This window comes from Streptomyces sp. LN549, from assembly GCF_043203805.1.
GTDB lineage: Bacteria > Actinomycetota > Actinomycetes > Streptomycetales > Streptomycetaceae > Streptomyces.
The window spans coordinates 2,293,393-2,315,917 of the sequence record NZ_JAZHRI010000002.1; the positions used below are offsets into that span (position 1 = coordinate 2,293,393).

The following is a 22,525-nucleotide window of genomic DNA, read 5'->3' on the forward strand; positions in this document are numbered from 1 at the left end:
GTCCCCTCCACTGCTCGTGCCCGGGGCTTCGGTGCCGGGGCCCGGGCCCCGGCACAGCCGTACGTACCCGGGTGGTCCGGGACGGTACGGCGCGGAGGCCGGGCCCGTCAGGCGTTCTCGGCTGCGAGTGCGCGGACGGCGTCCGCGAAGGCCTCGCCCCGCTTGTTGTAATTGACGAACATGTCCATCGAGGCGCAGGCCGGGGCCATCAGTACGGTGTCTCCCGGCCGGGCGAGCCGTGCCGCCTCGCGGACCGCCTCGGACATCGCCCCAGTGTCGGTCCGGTCGAGGTCGGTCACCGGGACCTCGGGCGCGTGTCGCGCGAGCGCTTCGCGGATCAGGGCCCGGTCGGCGCCCATCAGCACGACGCCCCGCAGACGCCCCGCGCACCCGGTCACCAGCTCGTCGAAGGTGGCGCCCTTGGCCAGTCCCCCGGCGATCCAGACGATCGGGTCGTAGGACGCTAGGGAGGCCTCGGCTGCGTGGGTGTTGGTGGCCTTGGAGTCGTCGATGTACGTGACCCCGGCGACCTCCGCGACGCGCTCGATGCGGTGCGGGTCGGGGCGGAAGGCCCGCAGCCCGTCGCGCACGGCGGCGGGCTCCACGCCGAAGGCGCGGGCCAGCGCCGCGGCGGCCAGCGCATTGGCGACGTTGTGCGGGGCGGGCGGGTTGACGTCCGCGACCTCGGCGAGCTCCTGGGCCTGCTTCTGCCGGTTCGTCACGAAGGCCCGGTCGACGAGGATGCCGTCGACGACCCCGAGCTGGGAGGGCCCGGGCGTGCCGAGGGTGAAGCCGATCGCCCGGCAGCCCTCCTCGACGTCCGCCTCGCGCACCAGGTCCTCGGTGGCTCCGTCCGCCACGTTGTAGACGCAGGCGACGGTGTTGCCCTCGTAGATCCGGCCCTTGTCGGCGACGTACGCCTCCATGGAGCCGTGCCAGTCGAGGTGGTCGGGGGCCAGGTTGAGCACGGCCGCGGAGTGGGCGCGCAGTGAGGGCGACCAGTGCAGCTGGTAGCTGGAGAGCTCGACGGCCAGTACGTCGTACGTCTCCTCGCCGAGGACGGCGTCCAGGAGCGAGACCCCGATGTTGCCGACGGCGGCGGTGCGCAGCCCGGCGGCCTCCAGGATCGAGGCGAGCATCCGCACCGTCGTGGTCTTGCCGTTGGTGCCGGTGACCGCGAGCCAGGGTGCGGCGCCGGGTCCGCGCAGCCGCCAGGCGAGTTCGACGTCGCCCCAGACCGGGACGCCCGCCTCGGCGGCTGCGGCGAAGAGCGGCTTGTCGGGCTTCCAGCCCGGAGTGGTGACGATGAGCTCGGTGGACTCGGGCAGGGTGGCCCCGTCGCCGAGGCGCACGGTGATGCCCTGCGCCTCCAGCTCCGCGGCCTGGCGGCGGGAGCGCTCGTCGTCCCCGTCGTTGACCACGGTGACGACGGAGCCGAGGCCGTGCAGCACCCGGGCCGCCGGGATCCCGGAGACCCCGAGTCCGGCGACCGTGACGTGCTTGCCCTGCCAGTCCACGTTGCTCACTTCTTGGCTGCCCATCCTGCGTAGAAGAGGCCGAGGCCGACGATCACGCACATGCCCTGGATGATCCAGAAGCGGACCACGACAAGGACTTCGGACCACCCCTTGAGTTCGAAGTGGTGCTGGAGCGGTGCCATCCGGAAGACGCGCTTGCCGGTCATCTTGAACGAGCCGACCTGGATGACGACGGACATCGTGATCATCACGAAGAGGCCGCCGAGCACCGCCATCAGGAACTCGGTGCGGGAACAGATCGCCAGACCGGCGAGCGCTCCACCGAGGGCCAGCGAACCGGTGTCACCCATGAAGATCTTGGCGGGCGAGGTGTTCCACCACAGGAAGCCGAAGCAGGAGCCCATGAGGGCGGAGGCCACGACCGCGAGGTCGAGTGGATCTCGTACCTCGAAACAGGCGCTCGGGTTGGTCAGGGTGGACGCGTTGGCGCAGGACTCCTGGAACTGCCAGAGCCCGATGAAGGTGTACGCGCCGAAGACCATCACCGACGCACCCGTGGCGAGGCCGTCCAGACCGTCCGTCAGGTTCACGCCGTTGGACATGGCGAGAATCATGAAGAGCGCCCAGAGCACGAACAGCACCGGGCCGATCGACCAGCCGAAGTCCTCGACGAACGAGAGCCTGGTGGAGGCGGGGGTGTTGCCGCGGGCGTCGGCGAACTGGAGCGAGAGCACCGCGAAGGCGATGCCGACGATCAGCTGTCCGGCCATCTTGGCCTTGGCCCGCAGGCCCAGCGAGCGCTGCTTGACGATCTTGATGTAGTCGTCGAGGAAGCCGACGAGTCCCATGCCGGCCATCAGGAAGAGGACCAGCACGCCGGAGAAGCGCATGTCCTCGCCGGTGATGACCTTCGCCAGGACGTACGCGATGATCGTCGCCAGGATGAAGGCGATGCCGCCCATGGTGGGCGTGCCCTTCTTCGATCCGTGGCTGCGCGGGCCGTCGTCCCGGATGAACTGCCCGTATCCCTTGCGGGCCAGCAGCTTGATCAGCAGCGGGGTACCGACCAGGGTCAGGAAGAGCCCGATGGCCCCCGCGAAGAGGATCTGCCTCATCGGCCGGCAACCTCGCCCTCGGACGCGTCATCCAGCAGTGCCATGACAACCTGCTCCAGGCCGACCGACCGGGACGCCTTCACCAGCACGACGTCTCCCGGGCGCAGTTCACTGCGCAACAGGTCGACGGCAGCCTGTGCGTCGGACACATGCACCGACTCCTCACCCCACGAACCCTCGTTGTATGCGCCCAGTTGCAGCCAGGAGGCTTCTCTGCCCCCGACCGCGACGAGCTTGCTGACGTTGAGCCGGACGGCGAGCCGTCCGACCGCGTCGTGCTCGGTGAGCGAGGCGTCGCCGAGCTCGGCCATCTGGCCGAGCACCGCCCACGTACGACGCCCCTTCCCCATGGCGGCCAGCGCGCGCAGCGCGGCCTTCATGGATTCGGGGTTGGCGTTGTAGGCGTCATTGACGAACGTCACGCCGTCCGGACGCTCGGTGACCTCCATGCGCCAGCGGGAGAGGGTGCCCGCCTCGGAGAGCGCCTCGGCGATCTCGTCTGCGGACAGGCCCAGCTCATGGGCGACGGCGGCCGCGGCGAGCGCGTTCGACACGTGATGCTCACCGTACAGGCGCATGGTCACATCGCTGCACCCGGTGGGTGTGTGGAGCCTGAACGCGGGGCGGCCGTCCTCGGTGAGCCGTACGTTCTCACCCCGTACGTCCGCATCCGCGGCTTCGCCGAAGAGCAGCACCCGGGCCTTGGTCCGGGAGGTCATGGCGCGGACGAGCGGGTCGTCGGCGTTGAGTACGGCGAGGCCGTCCTCGGGGAGGGACTCGACCATCTCGCCCTTGGCCTTGGCGATCTGTTCCCGGCCGCCGAACTCGCCGATGTGCGCGGTGCCGACGTTGAGGACTAGACCGATCCGCGGCGGGACGAGCCCGGTGAGGTAGCAGATGTCGCCGATGTAGCGGGCACCCATTTCGAGGACCAGGTGCTGGGTCTCCTCCGTGGCGCGCAGGGCGGTGAGCGGCAGGCCGATCTCGTTGTTGAGGTTGCCCGCCGGGTAGACGGTGGGGCCCTTGCGCTCCAGGAGTTGGGCGATCAGGTCCTTGGTGGAGGTCTTGCCGGCGGATCCGGTGAGGGCGACCACGGTGGTGCCGAGGCGGCCGACGACGGTGCGGGCGAGCGCGCCGAGCGCCGCCACCACGTCGTCGACGACGATCGCGGGAACGCCGACGGGGCGGGCGGCCAGGACGACTGCCGCGCCCGCCTCGACGGCGCGCTGCGCGTAGTCGTGGCCGTCGACTCGTTCGCCGGTGAACGCGACGAAGAGGCTGCCTTGCTTCACCTCCCGGGAGTCGATGACGACGGGCCCGCTGACGGTTGCCGCCGGATCCGGTATGTCGTACGACTGCCCGCCGACGATTTCGGCGATCTCGGCGAGGGAAAGGGCGATCACTTGGTCATCCCTGACTGTTGTTCTCGTGGGTGGGGGCACGGTGGGTGGTGTTCTCGTGTCCCAGGGACCGCTCGATGGCCGCGCGCAGGACCACCCGGTCGTCGAAGGGGCGCACCACTCCGTGGACGTCCTGGCCCTGCTCGTGGCCCTTGCCGGCGATCAGCACGGTGTCGCCGGGTCCGGCGCGGCCGACGGCGGCCGCGATGGCGGCGGCCCGGTCGGCGTCGACCAGGACGTCGCCGCGTTCGTGCACGGGCACTTCGGCGGCGCCGGCGAGCATCGCGGCGAGAATGCCGAGCGGGTCCTCGGAGCGGGGGTTGTCGGAGGTCAGTACGGCGGTGTCGGCGAGCCTGGCCGCGGCCGCGCCCATCGGGCCGCGTTTGGTGGTGTCGCGGTCGCCGCCGCAGCCGAGGACGATGTGCAGTCTGCCCTCGGTGACCTTCTGCAGGGAGCGCAGCACCGACTCGACGGCGTCGGTCTTGTGCGCGTAGTCGACGAGTGCGAGGTACGGCTGTCCGACGTCGACCCGTTCCAGCCGGCCGGGCACGCCGGGCACGGCGGCGACACCGTCGGCCGCGGTCTGCGGGTCGATGCCGGCGACGGCGAGGGTGACGATCGCGGCCAGGGTGTTGGCGACGTTGAACGGGCCGGGCAGCGGGGCCTTGGCGGTGGCCCGCTCGCCCTTGGGCCCGACGACGGTGAAGGTGGAGCCGAGCTGGCCCACCTCGACGTCCTCGGCTCGCCAGTCGGCGTCCGGGTGGCCCTCGGCGGAGAACGTGGTGACGGGGACGGAGGCCTCGGTGATCAGCCTGCGGCCGTACTCGTCGTCGTGGTTGACGACGCCCTGCCTGCTGCGCTGCGGGGTGAACAGCCGCGCCTTCGCCTGGAAGTAGTCCTCCATGCCGGAGTGGAACTCCATGTGCTCCGGGCTGAGGTTGTTGAAGACCGCGACGTCGAAGACGCAGCCGTCGACCCGGCCGAGCACCAGGGCGTGGCTGGATACCTCCATCGTCACCGCGTCCACGCCGCGTTCACGCATCACGGCGAAGAGGGCCTGCAGATCGGTGGCTTCGGGAGTGGTGCGCTCGGACTTGATGCGCTCGTCGCCGATCCGCATCTCGACGGTGCCGATGAGACCGGTGTCGCGTCCGGCGCCGCGGAAGCCGCCCTCGATGAGGTACGCGGTCGTGGTCTTGCCGGATGTTCCGGTGATGCCGATCTGGAGCAGGTCGGCGCCGGGGTGTCCGTAGATCTCGGCAGCGAGTTCGCCCATCCGGCCGCGCGGATCCTCGGTGACCAGCACCGGAAGTCCGGTGGCCCTGGCGCGTTCGGCGCCCGCCGGGTCGGTGAGGATCGCGGCGGCACCGAGACCGGCGGCCTGGGCGGTGAAGTCGGCACCGTGCAGACGGGCACCCGGCAGCGCCGCGTACACGTCCCCGGGGCGTACGGCCCGGGAGTCGTGGGTGATGCCGGTGACTTCGCCGTTGCCCGGCGGTTCGACTCCCAGCCGGGCTGCCAGCGTAACCAGGGAGGTCGGCCGCAGCCGATCCGGGCGGGGCGCTCCCGGGTAGTTCACAGGGGCGTCCTTCTGGGTGGTTCGGGACTGTTCAGCGTGGGGCACGGCGGTGAGCGTACCGGGCGCACCCGGCCTCTCGCGAAGTGAGGGGGCGGGGGTGCGGTGGTTCCCGTTCCGGTTCCCTGGATCGGGGGTGATGGTGGTCACTGATGGTCTCCCCGAGTTCACTCGCCGGGTTTGAAGGACACCGGCAGCCGGGCCGGCTCGCTGCCGGAGGGTGCGGTCTGCAGCGTCTTCAGCGCGAATTCCATGACCTGCTTGTAGATGGGTCCGCAGATCTGGCCGCCGAAGTAGCTGCCCTTGGTGGGGTTCTGGATGGCGCAGTAGACGGTGATCTGAGGGTTGTCGGCGGGGGCGAATCCGGCGAAGGAGGCGGTGTAGCCGTGGTAGCCGCCGCGCACCGGATCGACTCGGTTGGCCGTACCGGTCTTGCCCGCGACCCGGTAGCCGGGGATCTTGGCCTTCGTTCCGGTGCCCTCCTCGTCGCCGACGACCGACTCCAGCATGGCGGCCAGCGTCTTGGCGGTCTTCTCGCTGACCACCCTGGTCTGCCCGGGGGCCTCGGCGGGAGTGAAGCGTCCGTCGGCGCCCTTGGTGCCGCGGACGAGGGTCGGTTCGATCCGGACCCCGCCGTTGGCGATCGTCGAGTAGATCGAGGCGGCCTGCATGGCGTTGAGCGAGAGGCCCTGACCGAACGGGATCGTGTACTGCTGCGAGGTCGACCAGTCCTGCGGCTTGGCGAGGATGCCTGCGGTCTCACCCGGGTAGCCGAGTCCGGTCGGTGAGCCGATGCCGAACTTGCGCAGATAGGAGTAGAGCACCTTGTTGGACTCGGCCTGGGTCTTCCCCAGTTGTCCGGTGGCCAGGATGGTGCCGATGTTGCTGGACTTGGCGAGTACGCCGTTGAGCGTGAGGTACCAGGTGGGGTGGTCGATGTCGTCCTTGAAGAGCCGGTCGCCCCGGTGCAGCCGGTTGGGAACGGTGACGTGGGTACCGGGAGTGGCGACGCCCTCCTCCAGTACGGCGGCCATGGACATGACCTTGCTGGTCGAGCCGGGCTCGTACACGTCCTGCAGGGCCGCGTTGCCCAGTGATGCGGCGTCGGCCTGCGAGAGGTCGTTCGGGTCGAAGCCCGGCGCGTTGGCCATGGCGAGGACCTCGCCGGTGCGGGTGTTCTGCACGACGACGTAGCCACGGTCGGCCTTGGACTTCTTCACCTGGTCGGAGATGGCCTTCTGGGCCGCCCACTGGATGTCACGGTCGATGGTCAGCTCGATGTCGGATCCGGCGACGGCAGGGACCTCCTTGGTGCCCGCGGTGGGCACCCGGCGGCCGCCGGACTGGGCGTACTTGATCGTGCCGTCCTCGCCCGCGAGCTCCTTGTCCAGCTGCGATTCGAGGCCGCCGGCACCCTTGCCCTCGGCGTTGACGTAACCCAGTATCCCGGCGGCGAGGCCGCCGTTGGGGTAGACGCGCTTGGTGGTCGACTCCTGGAAGACACCGGCCAGCACATTGGCCCCGGAGCCGCCGGCCGCCTTGTCCTTCGCGGCCTTCTCGGCGAAGACGGACTTGAGGTCCTTGATCTGTGTCCAGACCTGCGGGGTCTGCCTGCGGGCCAGCACCGTGTACCGGCTCTTGGGCTTGGACAGCTTCTTCGTCAGTTCGGCCGCGTCGACGCCGAGGATGGGCGCGAGCAGCGCGGCGGCCTGCTGGGGCGCGTCGGGTGCCTTGCTGTCGGCCGGCGTGAACATCTTGGGGTCGGCGGTGATGTCGTACGCGTCGACGCTGGTGGCCAGCGCGATGCCGCCCCGGTCGGTGATCTCGCCGCGCTCGGCGGCGACGGTGTAGCTGAGGTAGCGGTTCTGCTCGGCCTTGGCGGCGTACGCGTTGGCGTCCACGGCCTGCACCTGGAGGAGCCGGACCACGAACGCGATCATGACGAGAGTCAGGGCCAGGCTGACCAGCCGCAGCCGCGGCCGCGGGCTGCCGAGGCGCAGCGGGCGGCCGGAGCGGCTGCGCGGGGTCCGTCCGCGCGGCGCGGCGGACGGGGGCCGTCGTCGCGGCTCGGGGCGGGCGGCGGGCCGGGGGCGGCCGGCGCGGCCCGCCGCGTTACGCGGGCGCGCGGGGCCGGGTACCCGGCGGCGCGGTGGTTCCTGGGAGGGCACTGCGTCACCTGCCGGGGCTCGTGGGGGACGGTTCTGCCGGGGTACGCGCGTTCGCGGAGGCGTTCGGCTTCGCCGGGGCGGCGCCGGTCGCGGATGTGCCGGGCTTGGCCGCGGCGGTGGGCGAAGGGGTGGAGCGGGGCGAGGCCGACGTGGCCGCGGGCGGCGGCTCGGGGACGTCGGGCTTCTTCGGCGCCGCGGTGGTCGGCGGGGCGCCGGCGGCCGAGGGTACGCCGCGGACCTTGCCGTTCGGGCCGAGGAAGGCGGGGCTGCCGCCGGGGACCATGCCCAGTTCTCGTGCGCGCCGGGCCAGGGCGTCGGGTTCGGAGGCGCTGTCGACGTCGCGCTGGAGGGCCTGCTGATCGTCGGTGAGGTCGGTGGTGCGCTTCTTCAGTTCGCTCAGCCGGAACGATCCTTCGTTGAGCGCGGAGTTCAGCAGCAGCAGGGTGATCAGGCCGCCGCCCAGGAGCAGGACGACCAGCAGGACGAAGGGGGTCCGGGCCGCGTTGCTCGGCCCTGACGGCATCAGCCGGCTGAGCCGCGCGGCGCGCCCTTTCAGCTGGCCGGCCGGTTTGCTCACCGCGCCACTCCGTCCCCGGGCCGGGTCCGCGATGTCTCCGGGCGCCCGCCGCTCATCGCTCCTCCTCGCGGATCCGCTGGGCTCCGCGCAGCCGGGCGGGGGCGGCGCGCCGGTTCTCGGCGACCTCCTCCTCGGTGGGCAGCTCGGCGCCGCGGGTCAGCAGCTTGAGCCGCGGCTGGTAGCGCTCGGGGACGACCGGGAGTCCGGGCGGCGCGGTGTTGGCGGCACCCGCCGCGAACACCTGCTTGACCAGGCGGTCCTCCAGCGAGTGGTAGGACAGGACGGCGATGCGCCCGCCGACGGCGAGGCTCTGCACCGCGGCCGGGATCGCCCGCTCCAGCACGGTGAGCTCGCCGTTGACCTCGATGCGCAGCGCCTGGAAGGTGCGCTTGGCGGGGTTGCCGCCGGTGCGCTTGGCGGCTTGCGGCAGCGAGTCACGGATGAGCTCGACGAGCCGGGCGCTGTTGGTGAAGGGCTCCTTCTCCCGTTCGCGCACGACGGCGGAGACGATCCGCTTGGCCTGCTTCTCCTCGCCGTACGCGCGCAGGATCCTGACCAGCTCGCCCGGCGGGTAGGTGTTGAGCACCTCGGCCGCGCCGATGCCGGTCGTCTGGTCCATGCGCATGTCGAGCGGGGCGTCCTGGGCGTACGCGAATCCGCGGTCGGCCTCGTCCAGTTGCATGGAGGAGACGCCGAGGTCGAACAGAACACCCTGGACCTTGGGGACGCCGAGCCGGGCGAGCACCTCGGGCAGTTCGTCGTAGACGGCGTGCACCAGTGTGGCGCGGTCGCCGTACGGGGCGAGCCGCTCGCCGGAGAGCCGCAGCGCCTCCTTGTCCCGGTCCAGCGCGATCAGCCGGGCGGTGGGGAAGGCGGCGAGCAGGGCCTCACTGTGTCCGCCCAGGCCCAGGGTGCAGTCGACGACCACGGGTGGCTGCGGGCTCGGTGCCTCCAGAGCCGGGGCCAACAGGTCCAGGCACCGCTGGAGCATCACCGGGACGTGTCGGGTCTGGCTCATGCGCCCTCTCAGGCTCAGGTCCCGGGGCGCTGCACGTACGGCCTGGTCCCCGCCCGCTCGCGAAGGGGAGGTCCGCCGGCGCCGGGGAAGGGGCGTCAGCCGACCGGCGAGCGGGAGAGGGCCGGGCCGTACGTACGCCGCGCACACGGGGAATACATCGGAATGTGCAGGGTGTCGGTAACTTCCCGTCACTTTAGTCCACCCTGCCATTCGATCGATTCCCGATCAATCAACCTGACAGCGCGTCGGCCCTCGCTTTGTTCACCCGACCGGGTGACCGAGTGTGAGGCTTGTGGGGTACCTCACAACAAGCGTCGTTGACGTTCTTTGTCCGCTTCGACACCACGCCGGTGCGGCCGGTGCGGGCTAACGTCTTGTTCATGTCGACTTCTGCGCACTCCCCTGCCGAGCCCTCCGCTCCCGTCGCGGGCCAGGCCCGCACCGGCGGCACCGTGACCGACCACCTGGTCGAGGCGAACGTTCAGTACGCCTCCGAGTTCAGCGATCCCGGAATGGACGCGAAGCCGGTGCTGCGCGTCGCCGTGGTCGCCTGCATGGACGCCCGGCTCGACCTGCACAAGGCGCTCGGCCTGGCACTCGGCGACTGCCACACGATCCGCAACGCGGGCGGCGTGGTCACCGACGACGTGATCCGCTCGCTGTCGATCAGCCAGCGGGCCCTCGGCACGCGCAGCGTGATACTGATCCACCACACGAACTGCGGCATGGAGTCGATCACCGAGGAGTTCCGCCAGGAACTGGAGATGGAGGTCGGCCAGCGGCCGGCCTGGGCGGTGGAGGCCTACAGCGACGCGGACCAGGACGTACGGCAGTCGATGCAGCGGGTCCGCACCTCGCCGTTCCTGCTCCACACCGACGACGTGCGCGGTTTCGTCTTCGACGTGACCACCGGTCTGCTGCGCGAGATCATTCCGGCTTCCTGACAACTGACGGCCTGCTCCGCCGCCCCTCGCGCACCAGACCGTAAGGGCCGAGGTCCTTCCGGTTTCCTGGTACGAGGGGGCCGGACGGGCGTCTTCGGTAGCGAAAATCCCACTCAACCCGACATATCGTCCCCAGTTATCCACAGGCGAGTGACACGAAGCGGTAACGGCAACAAGAATACGGGTGTGACACCCCGTCGGACCTCGTCCGACGCGGTGTCCGTGTTTCGGGGTGGGCCGGGCCGCACAAGGGCACCGGTCCGTGACTGGGGAATCCCGCTGCTCCTGGTGAGCGTGGGGCAGGGCCGAGGAGGGCCGGGTGACGACCTATGACGATCGAGCGAGCCTCACAGATCTGACCACCACAGTGGAGCGGGTGCGCAGGTCGGTGGAAGGTGTGATCGAGGGCAAACCCGAGGTCGTACGCCTTTCGCTGACCGTGCTGCTCGCGGAGGGCCATCTCCTGATCGAGGACGTGCCCGGAGTGGGCAAGACCATGCTGGCCAAGGCGCTGGCCCGGTCCATCGACTGCTCGGTGCGGCGCATCCAGTTCACACCGGATCTGCTGCCCTCGGACATCACCGGTGTGTCCATCTTCGATCAGCAGCGCCGCGACTTCGAGTTCAAACCGGGCGCGATCTTCGCTCAGATCGTGATCGGCGACGAGATCAACCGCGCCTCGCCCAAGACCCAGTCCGCGCTCCTGGAGTCCATGGAGGAGCGTCAGGTCACCATCGACGGCCACACCTACGAGCTGCCCGACCCCTTCATGGTCGTCGCCACGCAGAACCCGGTGGAGATGGAGGGCACGTATCCCCTGCCCGAGGCCCAGCGCGACCGGTTCATGGCCAGGGTGTCGATCGGCTATCCCAGCGCCGAGGCCGAGCTCCAGATGCTCGACGTGCACGGCGGCGTCTCGCCGCTCGACGACCTCCAGCCGGTGGCGCACGCCCACGACATCGTCAAGCTGATCGAAGCGGTGCGCACGGTCCACGTCGCCGAGGCCGTCCGGCGGTACGCGGTGCAGCTCGTCGGGGCCACCCGCAGTCACCCCGATCTCAGGCTCGGCGCCTCACCGCGCGCCACCCTGCACCTGCTGCGTGCCGCCAAGGCCTCCGCCGCGTTGAGCGGCCGCGACTACTGCCTGCCGGACGATGTGCAGGCCCTGGCCGCCGCAGTGCTCGCCCACCGTCTGCTGCCCACGGCACAGGCCCAGCTGAACCGCCGCACCGCCGAACAGGTGGTGCTGGAGATCCTTCAGCAGACCCCCGTGCCCACGGCGTCGGGCGGGGCGGCCGTCCCGGCGCCCCAGCACGAGCCGGGCACTGGGTACGGCGGCCGGCAGCAGCCCGGCGCACGGCGGCTCTGATGGCCGCCGGGGGGCCGACCGCGATGGACGACAGCGACGACAAGGGCGGTCTGCGGGCCGCCCTGGGCGGTCTGACCACGCGCGGCCGGTCCTTCCTGGCGGCCGGTGTCGCCGCCGCGGTCTGCGCCTACGTGCTGGGCCAGGGGGATCTGCTGCGGGTCGGCCTGCTGCTCGCCGTGCTGCCGCTGGTCTGCGTGACGGTGCTCTTCCGGACCCGCTACCGGGTCGCCGGCACCCGTCGGCTCTCGCCGTCCCGGGTACCCGCGGGCACCGAGGCGCGGGTACATCTGCGGATGGACAACGTCTCGCGGCTGCCCACCGGTCTGCTCATGCTCCAGGACCGGGTGCCGTACGTGCTCGGGCCGCGGCCCCGGTTCGTCCTGGACCGGGTGGAGGCGGGCGGCCGGCGCGAGGTGTCCTACCGGGTGCGGTCGGACCTGCGCGGGCGCTACCCGCTCGGGCCGCTGCAGCTGCGGCTGAGTGATCCGTTCGGAATGTGCGAGCTGACGCGTTCGTTCAGCGCGTACGACACGCTCGTCGTCATCCCGCGGACCGAGCCGCTGCCTCCCGTGCGGCTGGCGGGCGAGGCCACCGGCTACGGCGAGGGGCGGCAGCGCTCGCTCGCCCTGGCGGGCGAGGACGACGTCATCCCGCGCGGCTACCGGCACGGCGACGATCTGCGCCGCGTCCACTGGCGCTCCACCGCTCGCTACGGCGAGCTGATGGTGCGTCGCGAGGAGCAGCCGCAGCGGGCCAGGTGCACAGTGCTCCTGGACACGCGGCAGATCGCCTACCAGGGGACGGGGCCCGACTCGGCGTTCGAGTGGGCGGTTTCCGGCGCCGCGTCCGCGCTGGTGCACATGCTGGAGCGGGGCTTCGCGGTCCGGCTGCTGACGGACGACGGCATGGCGGTGCCGGGCGAGGGTGAGAACGGCTTCACCGCCACCCAGGACTCGGCGGAATCGGCCGGACTGATGATGGACGCCCTCGCCGTGGTCGACCACTCCGACGAGGACGGCCTCTCCCGCGCGTACGACGTACTGCGCGGTGGCAACGAGGGCCTGCTGATCGCCTTCCTCGGTGAGCTGGACGAGGAACAGGCTGCGGTGGCGGCACGGATGCGGCAGCGCAGTGGCGGGGCCGTCGCGTTCGTCCTGGACAGCGCCGCCTGGGTGCACGGCGAGTCGTCCGCCTCCGATGCGGCCTGTGAGCAGCGGCTCCGGCTGCTGCGCGAATCGGGGTGGACGGCGGTGCCGGTCCGGCCCGGCATGGATCTCACCCGGCTCTGGGTGCAGGTGAGCCATCACGGTTCGCTCACCCAGTCCGCCGCGGTGGGCGGCACAACGGGCGGTACGACGGGTTTCTCCGGTGGTTGGTCATGAGGGGACAGTCATGAGCGGTCGTGGTCGGCTGGCGCTGTGCGCCTTTGCGGCGACGCTGATGGCGGCTTGCTCGATGCTGCCGCTGGTCGACCCGGCCACCTGGATCCTGCAGGCCTCGTTCCTGCTGGCCGTCCAGTGCGGCGTGGGTGCGCTCGGCCGGCGGGTGCCGCTGCCGCGGCTGCTGACCGTCGCCGTGCAGGCGATCGTCATGGTGGTGCTGCTGACCGTGGCGTTCGCCCGGGAGGAGGCGCTGGCGGGCTTCGTGCCCGGCCCGCAGTCCATACAGGGGCTCGCGGATCTGCTGACGGCGGGTGCGGACGACGTCGGGCGGTACGCGATCCCGGCACCGAGCACAGCGGGCATCCGGCTGATGCTGGTGGGCGGCGTACTGCTGATCGGGCTCGCGGTGGACGCGCTTGCGGTCACGTTCCGCAGCGCCGCACCGGCCGGGCTGCCCCTGCTGGCCCTCTACTCCGTCGCCGCAGGTCTCTCCAACGGCAGCGCGGACTGGCTCTGGTTCCTGCTGGCAGCCTGCGGCTATCTGCTCCTCCTGCTGGCCGAGGGACGTGACCGGCTTTCCCAGTGGGGGCGGGTCTTCGCCGGGGCGGCCAAACCCCGGGGCGGTCCTTCCTCCGGCATCGGCGCCTCGGGCAACGGGGCGCTCGCCCCGGTGCGCACCGGGCGGCGCATCGGAGCGCTCGCACTGGGAATCGCGCTGGTCGTGCCCGCGGCCCTGCCCGCGCTCGACGGCGGACTGCTGGGCGGCACGGGGGGCGGCAACGGCAAGGGGCGCGGTGGCGGCACCATCTCCGCGGTGAACCCGCTCGTCTCGCTGCAGAACAACCTCAACCAGCCGGAGAACCGGGAGGTGATGTCGTACCGCACCAACGCCACGAGTACGCAGGACTTCTACCTCCGCATCCTGGCCCTGGACCAGTTCAACGGAAACGAGTGGCGGGCCTCCACCCGCCGGCTGAAGGACGTACCGAAGCGGCTCCCGAACCCGGCGGGTCTGTCGCCGGACGTCGCCGTGACGGAGATCAGCACGAACATCTCCGCGTCCCGTTCGTACCAGCAGACCTACCTGCCGCTCCCCTACCCGGCGACCGAGGTGAGGGTGGGCGGGCGCTGGCGCTACGAGCCCGAGGGACGCACCCTCGTCGGGGACGACGGGGAGACCACCGGCGGTGCGCAGTACGAGGTCTCCAGCCTGGTCGTGCAGCCGACCGCCCGCCAGCTCGCGGGCGCGGGCACGGTCCCGGCAGCCCTGCGCCGCGAGTACACCCAGGTGCCCGACTCGCTGCCCGAGATGGTCAGGAAAACGGCCGCCGAGGTGACGGCGGGGTCCACCAACGCATACGAGCAGGCGGTGAAGCTGCAGAACTACTTCGCCTCGGAGGGCGGCTTCACGTACGACACCTCGGTGAACTCGGGTACCGGCAGCGCGGCGATCGGCCGCTTCCTGAGGGACAGACGGGGCTTTTGCGTCCACTTCTCGTTCACCATGGCCGCGATGGCACGGACGCTGGGGATCCCGGCCCGGGTCGCCGTGGGCTTCACGCCCGGTACCGCACAGTCGGACGGTTCGGTGTCGGTCGGTCTGCGCGACGCGCATGCCTGGCCGGAGCTGTATTTCGAGGGCGTCGGGTGGACCCGCTTCGAGCCGACGCCGACGCGCGGTTCCACGCCGTCGTACACCGTGCCGGACACTCCCTCCGGTGACGCCGACGATCCGGCCCGGCCCGAGGCGGATGACTCGGCAGCGGCGCCGGTCACACCGTCCGCCTCGGACAGCTGCCCGGCGCAGGAGCGCCGACAGGCCGCGTGCGGCAGTTCGGCGCTCCCGGGGGCTGTGACGCCCACGGACACGGGGACGCCCGCGGGCACCGTGCTCGGACTGGTCCTGGTGGCCCTGCTCGTCCTGCTGCTCCCGTTGCTGCCCATGTTCTGGCGCATCCGGGTCCGGGCCCGGCGGCTGGGCTCCTCCACCGGGCGCACCCCGGCGGACGCGACCACGAGAACGCTGGCGGCCTGGCAGGAGATCACCGACACCGCGTGGGACCACGGCATCGAACCGGACGAGTCCCAGACCCCGCGCAAGGCCGCGGCCCGGGTGGTACGGATGGGCCGGCTGGACACGGAGGCGGCCGCGGCGGTGCACCGGGTGGCGGGCGCGGTGGAGCAGGTCCTCTACGCGCCGGCTCCGCGGCCGGGGTCGGGGCTCGCGGAGGATGCGCAGGCGGTACGGGCGGGCCTGCGGGACTCCGCCGACCGGTTCACCCGGTTCCGCGCGGTCGTGGCACCGCGATCGGCCGTACGGGTGGTGTGGGAGGTCTCGGAGCGTCGGGCGGCCCTGACCGGCCGGTGGCGGGCACCGCAGCGACCGGCGTGGTTGCGGCGCCCGTCCCGCCAGCAGGGCTGACGCCTCGCCGCCCCGGGCCGGCCCTCGGCCCGGCCCGGGGCACCACTCATAGCCCTCGGCAGCGCCCGGGCACTCAGGCCATAGCCACCCCGGCGCCCCCGGGCCGGCCGCATGACACCCCCGCACCGACCGACGGGCCCGGGCAGGCTCGGGGCCGGGCAGGCCGACTCAGGCCGGGCAGGCTCAGGGCTGCGCAGGCTCAGGGCTGCGCAGGCCGACGCAGGGCTACGCAGGCCGGGCAGACGCAGGCGCACCTCTGTCCACGCGCACGCATGAGGGGCGGTCGCAGAAATGCGACCGCCCCTCACCCATAAGTGTTTCTGAGCGCTTACTGGCCCTGTTCATCGCGGCGGCGCTGCCACCGTTGTTCGATCCGGTTCATCACGGACCGGCGCTGTTTGGGCTGTCGGCGTTCGCCCGCACCACCCGCGCGGACTGCCTGTTGCTCGCCCGGCTTCGGCGCTTTGCGCCAACCGGTGACCGCGAGCACCGCGCAGCCCAGCATGACGAGGAATCCCACCACGCTGATCCAGATCTGCTGGGCGACCATTCCGGCCATGAGGAGCGCGATTCCCACCAGGAAGCCAGCAACTGCCTGGTAGACCCGTCGCCGGGTGTATGTACGCAGCCCACTTCCCTCGAGCGCTGTCGCGAACTTGGGATCTTCGGCGTACAGCGCTCGCTCCATTTGCTCGAGCATTCGCTGCTCGTGCTCCGAGAGCGGCACGGAGTCCTCCTCGTCGTCGGCCGCGGGGGGCGGCCGGTATGCGGCCCTTCCAGGATAGGCAGGGAATCGCCCCCGTGAAACCCGCCCTCATTGCCAATCAGCCAGTCCGGGCCGCCACGACGGCTCAGCTGCTGAGGCGTTGATTCCCCAACCTCCGATCCGTCATGCCGGATGGTGTCCCCCGATCATACGGGGCCAATGCCCTGATCGGGGCTGCTGGGGCGTACTCCGTCTGCAGCTGCGTTGCTGATCAGCCGCGCTGCCGTCGCAACCCGGCCGGTGGCTTCAGGCCCGCCTGGTGCCCAGGACGTGCAACTGGGTCGCCACCGAGTGGAACGCCGGCAGCTCGGCGGCCGCGGTCTCCAGCTTGAGCAGGGCCTCCATCGCTCCGGGCTCGGTGTCCACCAGGACTCCCGGCACCAGGTCCGCGAAGACGCGGACGCCGTGGACCGCGCCGACCTCGACATCCGCACCCTCGACCAGCTCGATGAGCTGCTCCGCCGTGTACCGCCGCGGCACCGGGTCACCCTCGCCCCAGCGGCCGGCCGGGTCGTCGAGCGCGTGCCGGGCCTCGGTGAAGTGACCGGCGAGGGCCCGGGCCAGGACCGCGCCGCCGAGCCCGGCGGCGAGCAGGCTGAGCGCGCCCGCCGGACGGAGCGCCTCGACCGCGTGCCGTACGCCCTCGGCGGGGTCGTCCACGTACTCCAGGACGCCGTGGCAGAGCACCGCGTCGTAGCCACCGCGCCCGACCACGTCGAACAGGCCGAGGATGTCTCCCTGGACCCCGTGGACCCGCTCGGCGACCCCGGCCTCGGCGGCACGGCGCTCCAGCGCGAACAACGCGTTGGGGCTGGGATCGACGACGGTGACCCGGTGACCCAGACGCGCGACGGGCACGGCGAAGTTGCCCGTACCGCCGCCGGTGTCCAGTACGTCCAGGACGTCCCTGCCGGTCGCCTTGACCTGGCGGTCGAGAGCGTCCTTGAGGATCTCCCAGACCACGGCGGTACGGAGGGAGGCACGGGGGCGCAGCTGGTCCGACACGGCAGTTGTCTCCTCGGCACGGTGCCGCCGCTGACGGCGGAGCGTGAACGGCGCAGGTAGTGGGTCCCGTCCACCCTATTGCCTTGCGCCGCCGTCGCCGTCATCCCGCATCGGACCGTTCCCCGCGGGGCTGCGGGAGGACCGGCTGGAGGGCCAGCAGCCGCTCCACCAGGCGAAGGAACATCGCCGCGTCGCGCAGCAGGTCGTCCGCGTCCCGCCGCCCGGCCGCACCCGGTATGCCTGCTTCCGCCCGGGCCCGGCGACGGGCGCCGGAGGCGAACAGCGCGCTCCACTCGGTGAGCTCGGGGGCGATTTCCGGCAGGACCTCCCAGGCGCTGCGGATCCTCTCCCGGCGCCGCCGGGAGGTCTCGGGGCGTCCGCGGACCGCGAGCACCGCGGCGGCGGTGCGCAGCGCGGCGAGGTGGGCGGTGGCATAGCGCTCGTTCGGTACGTCGAGAACAGCTGCCTCTTCGAGGCCGGCGCGGGCCTGGGCGAGGAGATCGAGAGCGGCGGGCGGCGCCGTGGTGCGCCGGAGTACGGGGTGGACGTCGTGTGCCGGACCGGTCGGTGAGGGGGCAGGGCCGTCTGCGCGGCGTCGCGGAGCGGCTGCTGCGGACGAGTGGGCCATGACAGAACCTCCTGTCTCGTAACGGCTTCGTGGCCGTCTGTATCCATCGTGACGGCCACCACTGACAATCGAGCCGAATTCACCTCTGACCTGGTCTTTTGCCTCGATCGCAAGTTCCGGCTACCTTTTTGAACTGACTGGTCAGTGCAAAAGATGACGGGGAGGGTCAGTGGACAGCCTGGACAGCCCGCACGGGGCAGCTGTCACAGCCGACGGTCTCGGCCTCAAGGGGCCGCGCGGATGGGCATTCCGGGGCGTGACGTTCAGCGCCGCCCCCGGGTCCCTGATCGCGGTCGAGGGCCCATCCGGTTCGGGCCGCACCTGCCTGCTGCTCGCTCTCACCGGCCGGATGCGCCCCACCGACGGCGAGGCCGCGACCGGCGGTCTGCGCCTGCCGCGCAGGGCCTCCGACGTACGCCGTATCGCGGCACTGGGCCCGGTGCCCGGGGTCAGCGAACTCGACCCGGCGTTCACGGTCGCCGAGCACCTGCGTGAGCGCGCCCTGCTGCAGCGCCGCTTCGACGGCTCCCTGCGCGCCCTGCTGCGGCCGCGCCGCGAGCGCGTCGCCGCGGCCCGGGCCCGGATCGACGCCGCACTGAAGGCGGCCGGACTGGACCTCGCCACCCTGCCCAAGGCCGAGCGGACCTCCGTACGGGATCTGGAGCGGCTGGAGGCACTGCGGCTCTCCGTCGCCCTCGCGCTGATCGGCCGGCCGCGGCTGCTCGCGGTGGACGACACCGACCTCAAGCTCTCCGACACGGAGCGCGCCCAAGCCTGGGAGCTGCTGCGCTCGCTCGCCGCCGACGGCACGACCGTGCTGGCGGTGTGCAGCCAGGCTCCCGAGGACGCCGTCACCGTGCGCACTGGCGCCACCGGGGCGACGGACCCCACGGACATCACCGGGGAGCCCGCGTCGCCGGCCGCCCCGGCACACGACGAAGGGACGGCCGATGCGTTCGCCGAGACTGGCCGCGCTTGAGCTCCGGCGCTTCGGCAGGGGGAAGCTGCCGCGCGCCGCACTGGCCGCGCTCCTGCTGCTGCCGTTGCTCTACGGCGCCCTGTACCTGTGGTCCTTCTGGGACCCGTACGGGCGCCTGGACCGCATCCCCGTCGCGCTGGTCAACGACGACAAGGGCGCCACCGCCGAGGGCAAGCGCCTCGCGGCCGGGGACGAGATCACCGGCAAGCTGCTCGACTCCAAGGTCTTCGAGTGGCACGAGGTGAGCGCCGCCGAGGCGGACAAGGGCGTCGAGGACGGTACGTACTACCTCTCTCTGACCATGCCCTCGGACTTCAGCAGGCGCATCGCCTCCAGCGCCGGCGACTCCCCCGAGACGGGCGCGCTCCAGGTGCGCACCAACGACGCGAACAACTACATCGTCGGCCAGATCTCCCGGACGGTCTTCTCCGAGGTCCGCACCGCCGCGTCGACCAACGCCTCCCGGAACTTCCTCGACCGGATCTTCATCAACTTCTCCGATCTCCACGACGCGACGGCGAAGGCGGCCAGGGGCGCCGCCGACCTCGAGGGCGGGATCGGCAAGGCGAAGAAGGGATCGAAGGACCTCGCGGACGGGCTGAAGGACGCGAAGGCCGGCAGCAGCCGGCTGGCCACCGGCATCGTCCAGCTGAACAAGGGCGCGGGCGATCTTGAAACCGGCTCGCGTCAGGTCGCGGACGGCACCCAGCTGCTCGCCGACAAGGTCAACGGGGTGGCCGCCGACGTCCGCCCGTTCCTGAAGGACAACGGCAAGGCGATCGGCGACACGGCCCGGCTCGTCGCCGACTCCTCGCAGACCGTACGGGACAACCTCGACCTGCTGGTGAAGGCGGCGCCCACCGCCGCCACCGCCGCCCACACGGCCTCCGACGACCTCGCCGAGGTCCACCGCACCCGGTGCGTGGAGCAGCCGCTCCCCGATCCCACCGTCTGCGCGCCGCTGAAGCGGGCCGTGACGGCGGCGGCCGATGTCGCCGCCGTGGCCGACGACGTGAACGTCCTGGTCAAGAACCAGAACGGGGACCTCAAGGAGCTGCGCACCCAGCTCACCACCCTGCAGCAGCAGGCGAACGCACTCGCCGAACGCTCCCCGCACCTGGACGAGGACCTGGAGAGCGCCGTCAAGAAGGTCAACGCGCTCAACACCGGTGCCCACAAGGTCGCCAAGGGTGCGGACCAGCTGCACACCGGCCTGGCCACCGCCAAGTCGGGTTCCGCCGAGCTGAACACGGGGGTCGGCGACCTCAAGAAGGGGGCGACGAGCCTGGACAGCGGCATGATCCGGCTCGGCGACGGTTCGGCCACGCTCGCCAAGGGGCTCGACGACGGGGTCGGCAAGATCCCCGACTACGACAAGAAGGACCGCGACGCCCGTACGGGGGTCATGGCCGACCCCGTACAGCTGGCCTCCCAGTCGCTGCACGCGGCCCCGAACTACGGCACCGGCTTCGCCCCCTACTTCATCCCGCTCTCCCTCTGGGTCGGCGCGATGGTGGCGTACATGCTGATCCAGCCGCTCAACCGGCGTGCCCTGGCCGCCGGGGCACCGGCCTGGCGGATCGCCTTCGCGGGCTGGCTGCCGGTGGCCGCGATCGGTCTGCTCCAGGTGGCCGCGCTGATGTCCGTACTGCACTGGGGGCTCGGCCTCCAGATGGCCCACGCCGCGGGAACGATCGGTTTCCTGGCCCTGGTCACCTGCTGCTTCGGGGCGATCGTGCAGTGGTTGAACGCCCGCTTCGGGGCGGCGGGCCGCATCCTCGTCCTCGCGGTGCTGATGCTCCAGCTGACCTCGGCCGGCGGCACGTACCCCGTACAGACGAGTCCGGGCTTCTTCAACGCGATCCATCCGTACCTGCCGATGAGCTACATCGTCGACGGCCTGCGCCGCCTGATCACGGGCGGCGGACTCGGCCCGGTCTGGCAGGGCTGTGCGGTGCTCCTGGCATTCACAGCCGGGGCGCTCGCGCTGACCGCCGTCTCCGCGCGCCGCAAGCAGGTGTGGACGCTCGACCGGCTGCATCCGGAGCTGAGTCTGTGAGCGCTCCAGGACCTGTGAGAATCAGGAGCATGGAAAGCAGTAGCGCCACACGCCGCCAGGCCACCCGGCAGAAGCTCTACGAAGCGGCCGTGACCCTCATCGCCGAGAAGGGCTTCTCGGCCACCACGGTGGACGAGATCGCCGAGCGCGCCGGGGTCGCCAAGGGCACGGTGTACTACAACTTCAAGAGCAAGACCGAGCTCTTCGAGGAGCTGCTGCGCCACGGTGTCGGGCTGCTCACCTCCTCGCTGCGTACGGCGGCGGAGGAGACCGACGAGCGCGGTGGCAGCCGGGTCCAGGCGCTGGACGCCATGATCCGGGCCGGTCTGGTCTTCATCGACCGCTATCCGGCCTTCACCCAGCTGTACGTGGCCGAACTGTGGCGCACCAACCGCGCCTGGCAGGCCACCCTGCTGGTGGTGCGTCAGGAGGCCGTCGCCGTGGTCGAGGGTGTTCTGAGGGAGGGTGTCGAGGGCGGCGAGCTCAGCGAGGAGATCGACATCCCGCTGACGGCGGCCGCGCTGGTCGGCATGGTGCTGGTGGCGGCGCTGGACTGGCAGGCGTTCCAGCCGGAGCGGTCGATCGACGACGTGCACTCGGCGCTGTCCCTGCTGCTGCACGGGCGGGTCAGCGGGCGCTGACCCCGGATCCGTCCCTCCCCCGGACACACGAAGGCGCCGGTCCGACGGGCTCGATCCCCCGAGCCTCGCCTGACCGGCGCCTTCCGTGCTGCCGGAGGACCTTCCCCCGTGACCCCCGTGTTCCCCCGTGGTCCCGAGTCCTCCGCCGTGCACCCCCGTTCGGAAAGGAGTGCCGCACCCGTTCCGCCGCCCCGTGCCGGCGGTACCGGCGCAGCGCCCCTTCCGTGGTCCCCACTCTGCCGTCTTCGCAGGTCGCACCCCATCCGCGTCCCTACTCATCTCACCCCCTAGGTACGGGTACTCAGACGTGCGCACCCGCGCCCTCCCTCTCCGGTACGCCGCCTGGTTACGATCGCCCCCGTGTCCGTACTCCCCCTGGTGTTCACAAGTGGCTGGGCGAGCGGGATCAACGCCTACGCGGTGGTCCTCCTGCTCGGCATCTTCGGCGCGACCGGCGTGACCGACGAGGTTCCCGCCTCGCTGCAGCGCACCGATGTCCTGATCGTGGCCGGTGTGCTGTTCCTGTGCGAGGCGGTGGCGGACAAGATCCCGTACGTGGACTCGGTCTGGGACGCCGCGCACACGGTCATCAGGCCGCTCGCCGGGGCGGTCGTGGCGGCGCTGCTGGCGGGCGAGAGCGGTTCGCTGCCGGAGCTCGCCGCGGGGGCCATCGGTGGTTCCACCGCGCTGATGAGCCATCTGGTGAAGGCGGGCACCAGAATGGCGGTCAACACCTCCCCCGAGCCGTTCAGCAATATCGCCGTGAGCACGGCCGAGGACCTGGGCGTCGCCGGAGTCGTCACCTTCGCCATATTCCATCCGTGGATCGCGGCTTCCATCGCCGCGGCGCTGCTGGTGCTCGGCCTGGTGATACTGGTCTTCCTGGCCTCCCGGATCCGCCGGTTCCTGCGCCGCAGAGCCCAACGGCGCGAGGAGAAACGGCTGGCCGGCTCCGCTTCCCACTGGCCTGACGGCTGAGCTCTCAGCCGACGCCGCCC

The 22,525-nt window shown here is 71.5% G+C and carries 18 protein-coding genes; 8 read left to right on the plus strand and 10 right to left on the minus strand.

Annotated elements, in window-relative coordinates; genetic code table 11:
- Positions 1-107: 107 nt before the first annotated feature.
- Genes murD through rsmH form a run of 7 tightly spaced genes read right to left on the minus strand, consistent with a single transcriptional unit; the run spans position 108 to position 9,332 of the window.
- On the minus strand, positions 108-1,541 hold the full coding sequence (gene murD / locus SH922_RS10115) for a UDP-N-acetylmuramoyl-L-alanine--D-glutamate ligase (RefSeq protein ID WP_393057091.1): 1,434 nt from the start codon (positions 1,539-1,541) through the stop codon (positions 108-110).
- A complete protein-coding gene (gene mraY / locus SH922_RS10120) occupies positions 1,523-2,593 on the minus strand; it encodes a phospho-N-acetylmuramoyl-pentapeptide-transferase (RefSeq protein WP_393057093.1) in 1,071 nt (356 codons plus the stop codon). Before mraY ends, murD begins: the two co-directional genes overlap by 19 nt.
- Complete coding sequence (gene murF, locus SH922_RS10125; protein WP_393057095.1) at positions 2,590-3,996, minus strand: UDP-N-acetylmuramoyl-tripeptide--D-alanyl-D-alanine ligase; 1,407 nt, start codon at positions 3,994-3,996, stop codon at positions 2,590-2,592. Before murF ends, mraY begins: the two co-directional genes overlap by 4 nt.
- A gap of 4 nt (positions 3,997-4,000) precedes the next feature.
- The gene (locus SH922_RS10130; RefSeq protein ID WP_393057097.1) at positions 4,001-5,719 is read right to left on the minus strand and encodes a UDP-N-acetylmuramoyl-L-alanyl-D-glutamate--2,6-diaminopimelate ligase; all 1,719 of its coding nucleotides are present in this window, start codon (positions 5,717-5,719) and stop codon (positions 4,001-4,003) included.
- A gap of 17 nt (positions 5,720-5,736) precedes the next feature.
- Positions 5,737-7,737 (minus strand): peptidoglycan D,D-transpeptidase FtsI family protein, encoded by a 2,001-nt coding sequence (locus tag SH922_RS10135; RefSeq protein ID WP_393057099.1) that lies wholly within the window; start codon positions 7,735-7,737, stop codon positions 5,737-5,739.
- Between the two features lie 4 nt (positions 7,738-7,741).
- Entirely contained in the window at positions 7,742-8,314 is a 573-nt protein-coding gene (locus tag SH922_RS10140) for a septum formation initiator (protein WP_393057101.1), read from the minus strand.
- Positions 8,315-8,366: 52 nt separating this feature from the next.
- Complete coding sequence (rsmH, locus tag SH922_RS10145) at positions 8,367-9,332, minus strand: 16S rRNA (cytosine(1402)-N(4))-methyltransferase RsmH (protein WP_393057103.1); 966 nt, start codon at positions 9,330-9,332, stop codon at positions 8,367-8,369.
- Positions 9,333-9,712: 380 nt separating this feature from the next.
- On the opposite strand from rsmH, the gene SH922_RS10150 reads away from it, so the two are divergent.
- The 4 genes from SH922_RS10150 (at position 9,713) to SH922_RS10165 (ending at position 15,449) form a co-directional block, all read left to right on the plus strand.
- Complete coding sequence (locus tag SH922_RS10150; RefSeq protein ID WP_393057105.1) at positions 9,713-10,276, plus strand: beta-class carbonic anhydrase; 564 nt, start codon at positions 9,713-9,715, stop codon at positions 10,274-10,276.
- 319 nt (positions 10,277-10,595) lie between these two features.
- Entirely contained in the window at positions 10,596-11,645 is a 1,050-nt protein-coding gene (locus SH922_RS10155) for an AAA family ATPase (RefSeq protein ID WP_393057107.1), read from the plus strand.
- Positions 11,645-13,027 carry a DUF58 domain-containing protein gene (locus SH922_RS10160; RefSeq protein WP_393057109.1) on the plus strand — a complete coding sequence of 461 codons (1,383 nt, stop codon included), beginning with the start codon at positions 11,645-11,647 and terminating at the stop codon, positions 13,025-13,027. The genes SH922_RS10155 and SH922_RS10160 overlap by 1 nt, the downstream gene beginning before the upstream one ends.
- A 10-nt stretch (positions 13,028-13,037) precedes the next feature.
- Positions 13,038-15,449 (plus strand): DUF3488 and DUF4129 domain-containing transglutaminase family protein, encoded by a 2,412-nt coding sequence (locus SH922_RS10165; RefSeq protein WP_393057111.1) that lies wholly within the window; start codon positions 13,038-13,040, stop codon positions 15,447-15,449.
- A 328-nt stretch (positions 15,450-15,777) separates the two neighbouring features.
- Here SH922_RS10165 and SH922_RS10170 read toward each other — a convergent pair whose 3' ends face one another.
- From SH922_RS10170 to SH922_RS10180, 3 genes are all read right to left on the minus strand, one after another.
- Positions 15,778-16,176: a DUF3040 domain-containing protein gene (locus SH922_RS10170; protein ID WP_350998553.1), complete on the minus strand. Its 399-nt coding sequence runs from the start codon at positions 16,174-16,176 to the stop codon at positions 15,778-15,780.
- 285 nt (positions 16,177-16,461) lie between these two features.
- Positions 16,462-17,220, minus strand: coding sequence for a class I SAM-dependent methyltransferase (locus SH922_RS10175; protein WP_393057114.1), 759 nt, complete (start codon positions 17,218-17,220; stop codon positions 16,462-16,464).
- A gap of 100 nt (positions 17,221-17,320) precedes the next feature.
- On the minus strand, positions 17,321-17,848 hold the full coding sequence (locus tag SH922_RS10180; protein WP_362555161.1) for an SAV_6107 family HEPN domain-containing protein: 528 nt from the start codon (positions 17,846-17,848) through the stop codon (positions 17,321-17,323).
- A 178-nt stretch (positions 17,849-18,026) separates the two neighbouring features.
- Between SH922_RS10180 and SH922_RS10185 the strand changes: the two genes are divergently transcribed.
- The 4 genes from SH922_RS10185 (at position 18,027) to SH922_RS10200 (ending at position 22,505) form a co-directional block, all read left to right on the plus strand.
- Positions 18,027-18,827 carry an ATP-binding cassette domain-containing protein gene (locus SH922_RS10185; RefSeq protein WP_393063516.1) on the plus strand — a complete coding sequence of 267 codons (801 nt, stop codon included), beginning with the start codon at positions 18,027-18,029 and terminating at the stop codon, positions 18,825-18,827.
- Complete coding sequence (locus SH922_RS10190) at positions 18,799-20,886, plus strand: YhgE/Pip family protein (RefSeq protein WP_393057117.1); 2,088 nt, start codon at positions 18,799-18,801, stop codon at positions 20,884-20,886. The genes SH922_RS10185 and SH922_RS10190 overlap by 29 nt, the downstream gene beginning before the upstream one ends.
- A gap of 29 nt (positions 20,887-20,915) precedes the next feature.
- Positions 20,916-21,527: a TetR/AcrR family transcriptional regulator gene (locus SH922_RS10195; RefSeq protein WP_393057119.1), complete on the plus strand. Its 612-nt coding sequence runs from the start codon at positions 20,916-20,918 to the stop codon at positions 21,525-21,527.
- 360 nt (positions 21,528-21,887) lie between these two features.
- Entirely contained in the window at positions 21,888-22,505 is a 618-nt protein-coding gene (locus tag SH922_RS10200) for a DUF4126 domain-containing protein (protein ID WP_393057121.1), read from the plus strand.
- Positions 22,506-22,525: the final 20 nt, after the last annotated feature.